The organism is Paracoccus sanguinis (genome assembly GCF_900106665.1).
Classification (GTDB): domain Bacteria; phylum Pseudomonadota; class Alphaproteobacteria; order Rhodobacterales; family Rhodobacteraceae; genus Paracoccus; species Paracoccus panacisoli.
Window position 1 is genome coordinate 223,893 of the sequence record NZ_FNNA01000002.1, and the last position, 14,206, is coordinate 238,098.

The following is a 14,206-nucleotide window of genomic DNA, read 5'->3' on the forward strand; positions in this document are numbered from 1 at the left end:
CCCGCCGCGCTTCTCGGGCAAGGCACGCGCGCCCTGCCCCGTGCGTCAGCCCGTCACGCGAGCCGGCCGTCCATCGTCTCGTCCAGCCACGACTGCAGTCCGGGCTCGTCCAGCGCCGCGATCTCGCGGGCCGAGGCGGGCTCCTCGAGGTGGACAAGCAGGACATAGTTGCCCGCCCGGTCCTGCCCGGCGATGAACTCGCCATCCTCGCTGCCCGCCCCGTCGATCGAGGGCGTCAGCCCGCGCGCGGCGACGGCGCGCATCACCCGCTCGGCCTGCGCCTCGTAGGCGGGCGAGAAGCGTTCCCACACCTCGGCCGGCGTCTCGCCGTCGAGGCCCCAGGCCCAGCCCGCGCCGTCGTCGGTGCGGGGGAATTGCGGTATCTCGGCGGTCATATCGTGTCCTTTCGGCGTCAGGGCAGCGGGGCGAGAAAGCCCGCGATGCGGTCCACCACGGCGGCCTCGGCCTCGCGGTGGGGGAAATGGCCAAGCCCCGGCATCACGTCAAGCACCCCGTCCGGCCCGGCGATGGCGCGTGCGTGATCGGGGGTGCCGTATTCGTCGGCCGCGCCGTGCAGGGCCAGCACGGGGCACCGCACAGCGGCGCGGCACGGGGCGAGGGTGAACTCGGCGAACGCGGGCGAAAGCCACGTCTCGGTCCAGCTGTCGAGCACCCAGCGCGCCTTGTCGCCGTGGTGCCGCGCCAGCCGGTCAAGCGCGCCCGGCGCCGCGAACCCCGCCTTTGCGGCGCGGATGCCGTCGCGGATGCGGTCGTCGTTGCGATGCTGGGCCGAGATCGAGATGACCGCCACGCAGTCCTCGGGCCAGGCCGCCGCGGCGCAGACCGCCATGCCGCCGCCGACGCTGTGACCCAGCGCGACGAAGCGCCCGATCCCCAGCGCCGCCCGCACTGCCTCGAAGCCCTGCGTCGCCTCGGTGGCGACGAAATCCGGCGCGAGCCGCCCCGTGGCCGGGTCCGAGTCGCCGAAACCGAGCCGGTCATAGGCGATGACGCCCCGCCCTGTGGCCGCCGCCAGCCGACCGGGAAAATCCCGCCACAGGCTGACGCTGCCCAGCGAATCGTGAAACAGGACCAGCGGCGCGCGGTCGCCCTGCCCCGGCCAGAGCGCCGCCGCGATCCGGCCTGCCGGCGTCTCGATCATCCGCCGGTCGGGGGTCATGCCGCCGACTTGCGCTTTCTCGCCGCGGGTTTGGCGGTCGCCACCCGCCGACCCTCGGCCGCCGCCAGCATCGGCGCGAGATAGCGCCCGGTGTGGCTCGCCTCGATCCCCGCGACCTCTTCGGGCGTGCCCTCGGCCACGATCTCGCCGCCGCCGTCGCCCCCCTCGGGGCCGATGTCGATGATCCAGTCGGCGGTCTTGATGACGTCGAGGTTGTGCTCGATCACGACCACCGTATTGCCCTGATCGACGAGGGAGTGCAGCACCTCGAGCAGCTTGCGGGTGTCGTCGAAATGCAGCCCCGTCGTCGGCTCGTCGAGGATATAGAGCGTCTTGCCCGTCGAGGCCCGCGCCAGCTCCTTCGCCAGCTTCACCCGCTGCGCCTCGCCGCCAGAGAGCGTCGTGGCCTGCTGGCCGACCTTGACGTAGCCCAGGCCCACCTCGAGCAGCGCATCCATCTTGGACCGGATCGAGGGCACCGCCTTGAAGAACTCCTGCGCGTCCTCGATCGTCATGTCCAGCACGTCGGCGATGGACTTGCCCTTGAACTCGACCTCGAGCGTCTCGCGGTTGTAGCGCTTGCCCTTGCAGGTCTCGCAGGTGACGTAGACGTCGGGCAGGAAGTGCATCTCGATCTTGATGACCCCGTCGCCCTGGCACGCCTCGCAGCGGCCGCCCTTGACGTTGAAGCTGAAGCGCCCGGGCTTGTAGCCGCGCGCCTTGGACTCGGGCAGCCCGGCGAACCAGTCGCGGATATGGGTGTAGGCGCCGGTATAGGTCGCCGGGTTCGACCGCGGGGTGCGGCCGATGGGGCGCTGGTCGATGTCGATGACCTTGTCGAGATGTTCCAGCCCCTTGATCGCCCGCGCGGGCGCCGGGGTCTGGCGGGCCCCGTTCAGCCGCATCGAGGCGGTCTTGAACAGCGTCTCGATGGTCAGCGTGGACTTGCCGCCACCCGAGACGCCGGTGATGCAGGTGAAGGTGCCGAGCGGGAAGCCCACCGTCACGTCCTTGAGGTTGTTGCCGGTCGCACCCTCGACCACGACCTTCTTGCCGTTGCCCTTGCGGCGCTCGGCCGGCACCGGGATCTCGCGCGCCCCGGCGAGATACTGGCCGGTCAGGCTCTCGGGGTTGGCCTCGATCTCGGCCGGCGTCCCCTTGGCGACCACCTGCCCGCCATGCGCCCCCGCCCCCGGCCCCATGTCGAAGACATAGTCGGCGTGGCGGATCGCGTCTTCGTCATGCTCGACCACGATCACCGAGTTGCCCTGATCGCGCAGCCCCTTCAACGCATCGAGCAGCCGGTCGTTGTCGCGCTGGTGCAGGCCGATGGAGGGCTCATCCAGCACATACAGCACCCCGGTCAGCCCGCTGCCGATCTGGCTGGCCAGCCGGATGCGCTGGCTTTCGCCGCCCGAGAGCGTCCCGGCGGCCCGGCTGAGCGTCAGGTAGTCCAGCCCCACGTTGACGAGGAACCCCAGCCGCTCGCGGATCTCCTTGAGGATGGCGCGGGCGATCTCGTTCTTCTGCGCCGTCAGGCTCTCCGGCGCCGCCTCGACCCAGGCCAGCGCCTCCCGGATCGAGAGGTCGGTGACCTGCCCGATATGCGTGCCGGCGATCTTGACCGCCAGCGCCTCGGGCTTCAGCCGCCAGCCGTTGCAGACATGGCAGGGGCGGTTGTTCTGATAGCGCTCCATCTCTTCGCGCGACCAGGCGCTGTCAGTCTCGCGGTAGCGCCGCTCCATGTTCGGGATCACGCCCTCGAAGGTGCGGCTGACCTCATAGACCCGCCCGGCGTCGTCGAAGCGGAAGCGGATCTCGTCCTTGCCCGAGCCGTGCATGAACAGGTTGCGGGTCTCGTCCGACAGGTCGCGCCACGGTGTCTTGCGGTCGAACCCGTAGTGCTTGGCGAGCGCGTTGATCGTCTGGGTCAGATAGGCCGATTTCGACTTGGCCCAGGGCGCGATGGCCCCTTGCGCCACCGACAGGCCGGTGTCGGGGACGATCAGCCGTTCGTCGAAGAACAGCTCGACCCCCAGCCCGTCGCAGGCCGGGCAGGCGCCATAGGGAGCGTTGAAGGAAAACAGCCGCGGCTCGATCTCGGCGATGGTGAAGCCGCTGACCGGGCAGGCGAATTTCTCGCTGAAGGTGATCCGCTCGGGCTCGCCCTCGCCCTCGGCCGGCGCAGTTTCCAGCACCGCGATCCCGTCGGCGAGGTCCAGCGCGGTGCGGAAGCTGTCGGCGAGCCGCGTGGCGATGTCGCCGCGCACCACGATCCGGTCCACCACCACGTCGATGTCGTGGCGCAGCTTCTTGTCCAGCGCCGGCGGCGCGTCGAGTTCGTGGAACGCCCCGTCGATGCGGACCCGCTGGAAGCCGCGCTTGCGCAGGTCCAGCAGCTCCTTCTCATAGGCGCCCTTGCGGTCGCGGATCATCGGGGCGAGCAGATAGGCGCGCGTCCCCTCGGGCATCGCCAGCACCCGGTCGACCATGTCCTGCACCTGCTGCGCCTCGATCGGCAGGCCCGTCACCGGCGAATAGGGCGTGCCGGCGCGGGCGAACAGAAGCCGCAGGTAGTCATAGATTTCCGTGACCGTGCCAACCGTCGAACGCGGGTTCTTCGAGGTCGTCTTCTGCTCGATCGAGATCGCCGGCGAGAGGCCCGAGATATGGTCCACGTCCGGCTTGCCCATCATGTCGAGGAACTGCCGCGCATAGGCCGACAGGCTCTCGACATAGCGACGCTGGCCCTCGGCATAGATGGTGTCGAAGGCAAGGCTGGACTTGCCCGACCCGCTCAGCCCGGTGATCACCACCAGGCTGTCGCGCGGAATGTCCATGTCCACGCCCTTGAGGTTGTGTTCGCGCGCGCCGCGAACCTCGATGAACTTCTGTTCCATACGGACCTCGATCGGGGACAAGCGCATGAGATAGGCACGGGATGGCGGAACGCAACCCGGGCGGCCAACGCCCAACACCCGGAACATAGCGCGAACTCGGGCGGGGGGAAAGGGTCGCGGGCGGCGGGCGTTCGCAACTGGACTGTCACCGGGGGGTCGTGTTCTTCTGGTCCCACCACCCGCGACAGACCAGCGAAAAAGGGACCCCGATGAAACGCATTCTCCTGGCCTCGGCCGGCTGCCTCGCCCTCAGCGTCGGTGCGGCGCAGGCCGAGTACGTCCTGCACATCCTGCACAGCAACGACTTTCACAGCCGTATCGAGCCGATCAACAAGTACGATTCGACCTGCGACGCCGAGACGCTCGAGAAGAAGGAATGCTTCGGCGGCGTCGCCCGGATGGCCGCGGCCATCGCCGCCAAGCGCGACGAGATCAAGGCGGCGGGCGGCAACGTCATCGTGCTGGACGCGGGCGACCAGTACCAGGGCTCGCTGTTCTACACGACCTACAAGGGCAAGGATACGGTCGAGTTCATGAACGCGATCGGCTATGACGCCATGAGCCTCGGCAACCACGAGTTCGACGACGGCCCGGACGGGGCGAAGATCCTGCTCGACGGGGCGAAGTTCCCGGTGATGTCGGGCAACCTCGACGTCTCGCAGTCGAACCAGCTCAAGGGCAAGCTGCAGGACACGCTGACGCTCGAGGTGGGCGGCGAAAAGATCGGGCTGGTCTCGACGCTGGCGATGGACACCCCCGAGACGGCGGCGCCGGGACCGGCGGTGATCTTCAAGGACGACATGGAGAGCCTCAAGGGCGATGTCGCGGCGCTGAAGGAGGCGGGCGTCACCAAGGTCATCGCGCTGACCCACGTGGGCTATCACCGCGACCTCGACTATGCGGCGCAGGTGCCGGGGCTCGACGCGGTGATCGGCGGGCACTCGCACACGCTGCTCGGCGACATGGAGGGGGCGGCGGGCGCCTATCCCACCATGGTCAAGGGCGCGGACGGCGCCGAGGTGCCGGTGGCGACCGCCTATGCCTACGGCAAGTACCTGGGCCACCTGACCCTGACCTTCGACGACGCGGGCAAGCTGACCAAGGCCGAGGGCGCGCCGATCCTGCTCGACCAGTCGCTGCCCGAGGACGAGGCCACCGCCGCCCGCGTCAAGGAGATGGCCGGCCCCATCGACGAGCTGCGCCAGCGCCAGGTGGCCGAGATCGCCGCCCCCATCGACGGCGCGCGCGAAAGCTGCCGGGCGAAGGAATGCGAGATGGGCAACGTCGTGGCCGAAGCGATGCTGGCCCGCGTGGCCGGCCAGGGCGTCACCATCGCGATCCAGAACGGCGGCGGCCTGCGCGCCTCGATCGACGCCGGGCCGGTGACGATGGGCGAGGTCTATTCGGTGCTGCCGTTCCAGAACACGCTCGCCACCTTCGAGGCGACGGGCGAGACGCTGGTCAAGGCGCTTGAGAACGGCGCCAGCCAGTATGAAGACGCCGCGGGCCGCTTTGCCCAGGTGGCGGGGCTGAAATACACCCTCGATCCCAAGGCCGAGGTCGGCCACCGCATCAGCGCGGTCGAGGTGAAGTCGGGCGACGGCTGGGCGCCGATCGACCCGGCGGCGACCTATAAGGTGGTGACCAACAACTACGTCCGGGGCGGCGGCGACGGCTACAAGATGTTCGCGGACGCCGCCAACGCCTATGACTTCGGCCCCGATCTGGCCGACGTGCTGGCCGAGTGGCTGGCCCAGCAGGGCGCCGGCTTCAAGCCCGCGGTGGACGGCCGGATCACCGTGAAATGACGCGCGGACGCCCCGCGGACGGCGATCCGCGGGGCGTCCGACTCCGGGCCGGGGTATTTGGGCTAGACAGAAGCGGAGGAGCGTAGCGCGTGGCCGGAAGGCGCCGCGCCAGAGCCTCCGTGATTGCACCATCCTCTTATTTCAGATCGCTGTCGCGCTGCCAGTGCGGCATGCGCCCGACACGCTTGCGCCACGACCGACGCGCTGGTTATGTTTGGCCGAACATAACCGATTCGAGGCGTGCCGATGTCCCGTTTGTCTGTCGTTTGTGCTCTCGCGCTGTTCGCCCTGTCCGCGACACCCGGCCTTGCCGAGCCCTCGCAACCGACGCTCGCGGCCGGTGCGCAGGCTCACACAACGCTCAGCGCCGCCATCACCGCGGACACCCTCGCCGGCCTGCCGGTCGAAGAGGTGGACGTGCGCTACGAGACCTCCAAGGGGCCCCGCGCCGAGCATTACAACGGCCCGCGCCTCTGGGCCGTGCTCGGGCAGCTGGGCCTCGCGCCCGCCGACCCCAAGCCCGCGTTGCGGCAGTCGGTGATCGTCACAGGGCGTGACGGCCATGCGGTCGCGTTCTCGATGGGCGAACTGATGCCCGACTTCGGCAATCGCGCGGTGCTGCTGTCGCTCACGGTCGACGGCCTGCCCACGCAGGATGGCGTCCGCGCCGTATCCCCCGGCGACGGGCGCGGGGCGCGGTATGTCAAGGACGTGGTCTCGGTCGAGATCCGGTGAGGGCGTCAGCCGCCGGTGTGGCTCATGTGGCGGCTCATGGTGCCGGCCACCCCGCGGGAGTAGTCGAAGTCGTGCCCCTTGGGCTTGCGGGAGATGGCGGCGCGGATCGCGGCCTTGAGCGGCGCCTCGTCCAGGCTCGCGCGCAGGGGGGCGCGCAGGTCGGCGCGGTCCTCTTGCCCGAGGCACATGAAGAGCTCGCCCGTGCAGGTCACCCGCACCCGGTTGCAGCTTTCGCAGAAGTTATGCGTGAGCGGGGTGATGAAGCCGATCTTCGCCCCGGTCTCCTCGACCCGGACATAGCGCGCCGGGCCGCCGGTGCGCTCGGCCAGTGGCGTCAGCGTCAGCCGCTCGGCCAGCCGGGCGCGCAGGTCCGACAGCGCCCAGTACTGGTCGAGCCGCAGCTCGTCGCCCATCTCGCCCATCGGCATGACCTCGATGAAGGTCAGGTCGTGGCCCTCGGCGGCGCACCAGTCCACCAGCGTGAACAGCTCGTCCTCGTTGAAGCCCTTGAGCGCCACGGTGTTGATCTTGACCCGCAGCCCCGCGTCCTGCGCGGCGCGAATGCCATCGAGCACCTGCGGCAGCCGCCCCCAGCGGGTGATCGCGGCGAAGCGGTCGGGGTCGAGCGTGTCGAGCGAGACGTTCACCCGCCGCACCCCCAGCGCCGCCAGCGGCGCGGCGAAGCGGGCGAGCTGGCTGCCGTTGGTGGTCAGGGTGAGCTCGTCGAGCCCCTGCCCCGGCCCGCTGCCCAGCCGGCCGGCCATCGCCTCGAAGAACAACAGGATGTTGCGCCGCACCAGCGGCTCGCCGCCGGTGATGCGCAGCTTGCGGACGCCCAGGTCGACGAAGGCGCCGCAGAGCCGCTCGAGCTCTTCCAGCGTCAGCAGCTCGGCCTTGGGCAGGAACTGCATATGCTCGGCCATGCAGTAGGTGCAGCGGAAATCGCAGCGGTCGGTGACCGACACCCGCAGATAGGTGATGGGCCGGGCGAAGGGGTCGATCAGCGGGGTGGTTTCGGCCATGCCGCCAACATAGGGCCGTGGCGCCAGCCACACAAGAACGGCGGAAAAACGCCCAGCACACGCGCTGGTGCGTGGACAGGCGCGCGCCCTGCGGCCACGCTGCCGCCAGAGCGAGGGTCGCGCGACGGGCGCGGCCCCGACACCGAGGGACGTCCGACCATGACCATCGCCCGCCTTGCCCTGATCCTTCCCGCGCTCGCCCTCGCGGCCTGCCAGACGACCATGACCGACCCGACGCCCACGCCCGCGCCGCGCACCCCCGGCGCGACGGTCGGCGCCACCGCGGGCGATGCCGCCGCCGCGGCCGCCGCCGAGGCGCGCACCGGCACCATCCCCGACACGCTGACGGTGGGCACGCTGCAGCGCCCGGCCGGCTCGCGCAGCGTGGCCCAGCTCGACGCCTCGGCGGCCGAAAAGGCGGCGGCCACCGCCCCCGCCGCCAAAGGCGGGCGGCTGGGCACCACGGTCGCCTCGCTCGGCGACGCGACGCAGGGCGGGTTCTGGATGCGCACGCCGCTGGTCAAGGCCGCCGGCAAGGGGCGGATCGTCAACCCGGCCAACGGCAAGTCGGTGAACGTGGACCTGATCCCGCTCGGCGGCCCCGCCTCGGCCGGCAGCCAGGTCTCGCTGCCTGCGCTGACCACGCTCGGGATCGGCCTGACGGACCTGCCGACCGTCGAGGTCTTCAGCGCCTGACGCGCACGGAGGGGGGCGGCGGTCAGCCCCACTCGGGGCGCAGCCGCTCGACCCAGTCGCGGCCGGCGTCGCCGCCCCACAACTCCCACGCGATGCGGCCGGTCGAGGGGCTCGCCGCATCGTCCCAGCCGCGCCCGCCGCGCAGATAGGCGAAGCGGGCGAACCAGCCGGCGATGACCCGCATCTCGCGCGCGGAGTGGGGACGGCGGGCTGCCAGCGCCTCGGCCCGCGCCACCCCGACGTCGGTCCCCCCGCGCCCGTACCGGGCGCGCAGGACGAGGCCCGCGCGGGCGGCGCCGGCCACGGCCTCGGGCGGGACGAAGCCCGCGCCGAGGCCCAGCGCCTCGAGTTCCGCGGCGAGCGCGGCAGGGAGGCGGTCGGCCACCGTCAGGAGCAGCCCGGCACGGGGCGCCTCAGGCCGCCGGCATCCGCGCCTCGACCATGCCCGCAAACCAGCTCGACCCGAACGGGATCGCGTCGTCGTCGAAGTCATAGGCCGGGTGGTGGACCATCGCCGTGTCGCCATTGCCGACGAAGATATACGCCCCCGGCCGCGCCTCGAGCATGTAGCTGAAATCTTCGCCGCCCATCATCGGGGCGACGTCGGTGTCCACGTCGGCCGAGATCATCCGCGCCACCTCGATGGCGTGGCCGGTCTCGTCGGGGTGGTTCACCGTCACCGGATAGCCGCGGTTATAGGCGACCTCGGCCACCGCGCCGAACGCCGTCGCCACGCCCGTCGCCACGCGGGTGATCCCCTCCTGCAGCTGGTCGCGGACGTGGGGGTCGAGGCTGCGGGCCGTGCCCTTCAGCCGCACCACCTGCGGGATCACGTTGTAGGCGGTCGAGTCGGTCTGCACGACCGTGGCCGACACCACGCCGTTCTTCAGCGGATCGACGTTGCGCGAGACGATGGACTGCAGCGCGGTGATGATGTGGGCGCTGACCAGCACCGGGTCGATCCCCTCGTGCGGCTTGGCGGCGTGGCCGCCCTTGCCGGTCACGGTGATCTCGAACTGGTCGGCGGCGGCCATGATGCCGCCCTCGCGGATGGCGAAGGTGCCGACCGGGATGCCGGGCATGTTGTGCATCCCGTAGAACTCCTGGATGCCCCAGCGCTCGGCCAGCCCGTCCTCGATCATGGCCAGCCCGCCGCCGCCGCCCTCTTCGGCCGGCTGGAAGATCACGATCGCGGTGCCGTCGAAGTTGCGCGTCTCGGCGAGGTATTTCGCCGCGCCCAGCAGCATCGCGGTGTGGCCGTCATGGCCGCAGGCGTGCATGACGCCCGGGGTTTTCGAGGCGTAGGCGGCGCCGGTCTGCTCAACGATCGGCAACGCGTCCATGTCGGCGCGCAGGCCGATCACGCGGCCGCTGGTGTCGGTCTTGCCGCGGATCACGCCGACGACGCCGGTGCGGCCGATCCCCTCGACCACCTCATCCACGCCGAACTCGCGCAGCAGCTCGGCCACGCGGCCGGCGGTGCGATGCACCTCGTAGAGCAGCTCGGGGTTCTCGTGGAACTCGCGCCGCCAGGCGGTGATCTCGGGCAGCATCTCGGCGAAGCGGTTCTTGACGGGCATGGCGTGACTCCTTTTCGGCGCGCACAGGGTGGCGCGGCGGATCGGCGGGCGCAAGGGTCATGCCGGCGTCGCACCCGTGGCGCACGGCGCGGCGCGAGGCACAGCGGGAGCTGACGATGAGGCGTGCCGTTCCCCTGACCACGCTGGCGGCGGCGCTCGCCGGGCGGGCGGACCACCGGCGGGCGGGGGTGGCTGGCCGCGGCGGCGCTGGCCAATGTCGGAGGCGCGCGGCAGATGTGCGCGCTGGGCCTGCTGTCGCTGCCGCGGCTGGTCCCCCGCCCGGACTAGCCGTGGGTCACCGGCTGGACCAGCACCCGGTGCCCCGGCGCGACCTCGCGGTAGACCGAGCGCGGCGGGACGTGGCCGACCGGGTGGATCGGTGACGGGATCGGCTTGAAGTTCAGATCCTCGCTGATCTTCTTCTGCCGCGGATCGGCCACCGGCACCGCCGACATGAGCTGGCGGGTGTAGCTGTGCTGCGGGTTCTCGAACACCTGCCGCCGGGTGCCGATCTCGACGATCCGGCCCAGATACATCACCGCGACATGGTGGCTGACGCGCTCGACCACGGCCATGTCGTGGCTGATGAACAGCATCGAGATGCCCATGTCCTGCTGCAGCTCCATCAGCAGGTTCAGCACCTGCGCCTGCACCGAGACGTCGAGCGCCGACACCGCCTCGTCGGCGATGATCAGCTTGGGGTTCAGCGCGAGGGCCCGGGCGATGGCGATGCGCTGACGCTGGCCGCCCGACATCTCGTGCGGATAGCGGCGCATGAAGCTGCGCGGCAGCTCCACCCGGTCGAAGAGCCCCGCGATCCGGTCCTGCCGTTCCGACCGCGAGCCGATGCCGAAGTTCAACATTGGCTCCTCGATCTGGTCGTAGAGCTTCATCTGCGGGTCGAGCGAGGCGAACGGGTCCTGGAAGATCATCTGCATGTCCTGCCGCGCCCGCCGCAGCTGCGAGGGGCTGAGCGCCAGAACATCGGTGCCGCCGAGATGCACCGACCCCGAGGTCGGCTCGACCAGCCGCAGGATCGAGCGTCCGGCGGTGGACTTGCCGCAGCCCGATTCGCCGACCAGCGACAGCGTCTCGCCGGCGTTCAGCGTGAAGGACACGTCCTCGACCGCGTGGACCTGCGCCACGGTGCGGCGCAGAAGCCCGCCCTTGACGGCGAAGCGGGTGCAGAGGTCGCGCACCTCCAAGAGCGGCTGCGGGTCCTCGACCACGATCGGGCGCGGCTCGACCACCTGCCCGGCCCGCATGAGCCGCAGCGGGATCGGGGCATCGGTACCCGCCATCTCGCCCAGCCGCGGGACGGCGGCGAGCAGCGCCTTGGTGTAATCCTCCTGCGGGGCCTCGAAGATCTGCTCGACCGGCCCCTCCTCGACCTTGTTGCCGCGGAACATCACCACCACGCGGTCGGCCATCTGCGCCACCACCGCCATGTCGTGGGTGATGAACAGCACCGCCATCTGCTTTTCGCGCTTCAGCCGGTTGATGAGGGCGAGGATCTCGGCCTGGATCGTCACGTCGAGCGCGGTCGTCGGCTCGTCGCAGATCAAGAGCCGCGGCTCGCACGCCATCGCCATGGCGATCACGACGCGCTGGCGCATGCCCCCTGAAAGTTCGTGCGGATACTGGTTCAGCCGCCGCTCGGGCTCGGGGATGCGGACCTCGCGCAACAACGCGAGCGCGCGGGCCTTGGCCTGCGCCTTGGTCATCCCGCGATGCACGATCAGCGATTCGCTCAGCTGGTCGCCCACGGTGAACACCGGGTTGAGCGAGGTCATCGGCTCCTGGAAGATCATCCCGATCTTGTCGCCGCGGATGCGGCGCATGGCGGCGTCGGACTGGCGGGCCAGATCGACGGGCTTTGCCCCGCCCGCGTCGAACAGCATCACCCCGCCGTCGATTTGCCCGCCGCCGTATTCCACCAGCCGCATCAGCGACAGCGAGGTGACCGACTTGCCCGACCCCGATTCCCCCACCACGCAGACGCATTCGCCGGGGCGGATGTCGAAGCCGATCTCCTCGACCCCGGTCACGCGGCCCTCGCGGGTCTGGAAGCTGACCCTCAGCCCGTCGATCGAGACGAGCGGCGCGTCCTGCGCCGCAGGCCCGGCGCCGTGGCGGTTGCGCGGAGTGTCGAGCATGGCAGTCTCCCTGAGGCGCGGCCTCTGGCGGGCCGTCGAATTGGCGAAAGTTGCCGCCGGCGGTCGGCGTTTGCAAGCCTTGGCGCGCAGGGCCGCCGCCCGGACGTGGGGGCGCGGGGGGCGATGGCTAGGCGCGCGACGCCCCGCCCCCGCCCGCCCTGCCCCGCCCGCGCCGGGCCGTTGCGGCGCCGATGGCGACCCCGCGTCGTCCTCACGGGGCCGCGATCTTTGCCCTTGCAATTCGGCCTGAGCGGCGATGAAACTGCGTCCATTCCGCGGGCGCGCCCGCCGAAAGGCAGCGAGACGCGCCGGCCGTCGGACCGGCGCGCCGTCAAAAAAGAGGCCCCGCGGCCCAAACCAACACGGGAGACTTTGCATGAAACTGACCACCCTGATGATGGGCGCCGCAGCGACGATGGCGCTGGCCACCGCCGCCCAAGCCGAGCGCGGCGCGGACGGCCAGGTGGACATCCTCTACTCGCAGGCCGTCTCGACGATGAACGGCTACATGTCGGGCGGCACCAAGGACATCGAGGTCGGCTCGATGGTGCTCGAGCCGCTGGCCGGCTTTGACGAGAAGGGCAACATCTTCCCGCGCCTCGCCGCCGAGATCCCCTCGCGCGAGAATGGCGGCATCTCCGAGGACATGACCTCGATCACCTGGAAGATCAAACCCGACCTCAAGTGGTCGGACGGCACCGACTTCACCGCCGAGGACGTCAAGTTCACCGCCGACTACTGCATGCACCCCGAGGGGGGCTGCGCGCAGCTGTCGCGCTATGAGGGCGTCAAGACCGTCGAGGTCGTGGACCCGCTGACCGTCAAGGTCACCTTCGAGGGCCCGCAGCCCAACCCGTTCAGCGCCTTCGTCGGCGCCACCTCGCCGATCCTGCAGAAGGCGCAGTTCCAGAACTGCCTCGGCACCGCCGCCTCGACCTGCACCGAGCAGAACACCAAGCCGATCGGCACCGGCCCGTTCCGCGTCACCGACTTCAAGGTGAACGACGTGGTGATGCTGGAAGCCAACCCCAACTACCGCGACCCGGCCAAGCCCGCGTTCGCGACCGCGATGGTCAAGGGCGGCGGCGACGCCGAGTCGGCCACCCGCGCGGTGATGGAGACGGGCGAGTTCGACTATGCCTGGAACACCCAGGTGAACCCCGAAGTGCAAGAGCAGATGAAGGCCGGCGGCAAGGGCGAGTTCATCGTGGACTTCGGCACCCTGGTCGAGCGGATCGAGCTGAACCAGACCGACCCGTCCTCGGACCTGCCGGCCGACGAGCGCTCGACCACCAAGCACCCCCACCCGTTCCTGAGTGACCCCAAGGTCCGCAAGGCGCTGTCGATGGCGCTTGACCGGCAGGCACTTGTGGACATCGGCTACGGCGACGCCGGCCGCCCGAGCTGCGACCTCGTGCCCGCGCCCGAGATGTACGCCGCCAAGAACGACAGCTGCTTCAAGCAGGACATCGAGGGCGCCAAGAAGCTGCTCGACGAGGCCGGCTGGGTCCCGGGTGCCGACGGCATCCGCGAGAAGGACGGCAAGAAGATGAAGATCCTGTTCCAGACCTCGGTGAACCCGGTCCGGCAGGAATTCCAGTCGATCATCAAGCAGTGGTGGTCGGAAATCGGGATCGAGACCGAGCTGAAGCAGGTTGACGGCTCGGTGTTCTTCGGCGCCGACGCGGGCTCGCCCGACACGCTGCAGAAGTTCTATGCCGACGTGCAGATGTACGCCAACAACTTCGACGGCACCGACCCGCAGCCCTACCTCGCGCAGTGGACCTGCGAGAAGGCGCCGTCGCCGGCGAACCAGTGGCAGGGCGAGAACTACAACCGCTACTGCGACCCGGCGTATGACGAGAAGGTCAAGCAGATGGTGGTCGAGATCGACCCGGCCAAGCGCGCCCAGCTGGCCAAGGACCTGAACAACATGATCACGGTCGAATCGAACGTGACCCTGCCGCTGATCGACCGCGGCCGGTTCTCGGCCAAGTCGAACACGCTCGGCGGCGTGATCATGAACGTCTGGGACACCGAGATGTGGAACGTCCAGGACTGGACCCGGGTGAAGTAAGCCCATCCCCATCAACCCGGCCGCCCTGCCCCCGAGGCGGGGCGGCCCCTTT

The 14,206-nt window shown here is 70.2% G+C and carries 11 protein-coding genes; 4 read left to right on the top strand and 7 right to left on the bottom strand.

Features of this window, described 5'->3' with window-relative positions; all coding sequences use genetic code 11:
• Window positions 1–53: 53 nt before the first annotated feature.
• The 3 genes from BLW17_RS07585 to uvrA are packed head-to-tail and all read right to left on the bottom strand — an operon-like array spanning window position 54 to window position 4,080.
• Entirely contained in the window at window positions 54–395 is a 342-nt protein-coding gene (locus BLW17_RS07585) for a hypothetical protein (protein ID WP_036731010.1), read from the bottom strand.
• 17 nt (window positions 396–412) lie between these two features.
• On the bottom strand, window positions 413–1,180 hold the full coding sequence (locus BLW17_RS07590) for an alpha/beta fold hydrolase (protein ID WP_036731009.1): 768 nt from the start codon (window positions 1,178–1,180) through the stop codon (window positions 413–415).
• Window positions 1,177–4,080 carry an excinuclease ABC subunit UvrA gene (gene uvrA, locus BLW17_RS07595; protein WP_052176139.1) on the bottom strand — a complete coding sequence of 968 codons (2,904 nt, stop codon included), beginning with the start codon at window positions 4,078–4,080 and terminating at the stop codon, window positions 1,177–1,179. Before uvrA ends, BLW17_RS07590 begins: the two co-directional genes overlap by 4 nt.
• A 209-nt stretch (window positions 4,081–4,289) precedes the next feature.
• Between uvrA and BLW17_RS07600 the strand changes: the two genes are divergently transcribed.
• Together BLW17_RS07600 and BLW17_RS07605 are read left to right on the top strand one after the other, a co-directional pair.
• Complete coding sequence (locus BLW17_RS07600; RefSeq protein WP_036731008.1) at window positions 4,290–5,888, top strand: bifunctional metallophosphatase/5'-nucleotidase; 1,599 nt, start codon at window positions 4,290–4,292, stop codon at window positions 5,886–5,888.
• 246 nt (window positions 5,889–6,134) lie between these two features.
• Window positions 6,135–6,623 (top strand): hypothetical protein, encoded by a 489-nt coding sequence (locus tag BLW17_RS07605; protein WP_052176138.1) that lies wholly within the window; start codon window positions 6,135–6,137, stop codon window positions 6,621–6,623.
• A 5-nt stretch (window positions 6,624–6,628) separates the two neighbouring features.
• Here BLW17_RS07605 and moaA read toward each other — a convergent pair whose 3' ends face one another.
• Window positions 6,629–7,645 carry a GTP 3',8-cyclase MoaA gene (moaA, locus tag BLW17_RS07610; protein ID WP_036731007.1) on the bottom strand — a complete coding sequence of 339 codons (1,017 nt, stop codon included), beginning with the start codon at window positions 7,643–7,645 and terminating at the stop codon, window positions 6,629–6,631.
• A gap of 159 nt (window positions 7,646–7,804) precedes the next feature.
• Here moaA and BLW17_RS07615 point away from each other — a divergent pair, with 159 nt between their 5' ends.
• Window positions 7,805–8,341, top strand: coding sequence for a hypothetical protein (locus tag BLW17_RS07615; protein WP_036699574.1), 537 nt, complete (start codon window positions 7,805–7,807; stop codon window positions 8,339–8,341).
• 22 nt (window positions 8,342–8,363) lie between these two features.
• Here the strand turns inward: BLW17_RS07615 and BLW17_RS07620 are convergent, their stop codons facing one another.
• The 3 genes from BLW17_RS07620 to BLW17_RS07630 all read right to left on the bottom strand — a co-directional run bounded on the left by BLW17_RS07620 (window position 8,364) and on the right by BLW17_RS07630 (window position 12,077).
• Window positions 8,364–8,726, bottom strand: coding sequence for a hypothetical protein (locus BLW17_RS07620; RefSeq protein WP_052174772.1), 363 nt, complete (start codon window positions 8,724–8,726; stop codon window positions 8,364–8,366).
• A gap of 28 nt (window positions 8,727–8,754) precedes the next feature.
• Window positions 8,755–9,921, bottom strand: coding sequence for a M20 aminoacylase family protein (locus BLW17_RS07625; RefSeq protein WP_036707114.1), 1,167 nt, complete (start codon window positions 9,919–9,921; stop codon window positions 8,755–8,757).
• A 284-nt stretch (window positions 9,922–10,205) separates the two neighbouring features.
• Window positions 10,206–12,077 (bottom strand): ABC transporter ATP-binding protein, encoded by a 1,872-nt coding sequence (locus BLW17_RS07630; protein ID WP_074826386.1) that lies wholly within the window; start codon window positions 12,075–12,077, stop codon window positions 10,206–10,208.
• 376 nt (window positions 12,078–12,453) lie between these two features.
• On the opposite strand from BLW17_RS07630, the gene BLW17_RS07635 reads away from it, so the two are divergent.
• The gene (locus BLW17_RS07635; protein WP_036734437.1) at window positions 12,454–14,154 is read left to right on the top strand and encodes a peptide ABC transporter substrate-binding protein; all 1,701 of its coding nucleotides are present in this window, start codon (window positions 12,454–12,456) and stop codon (window positions 14,152–14,154) included.
• Window positions 14,155–14,206 lie beyond the last annotated feature (52 nt).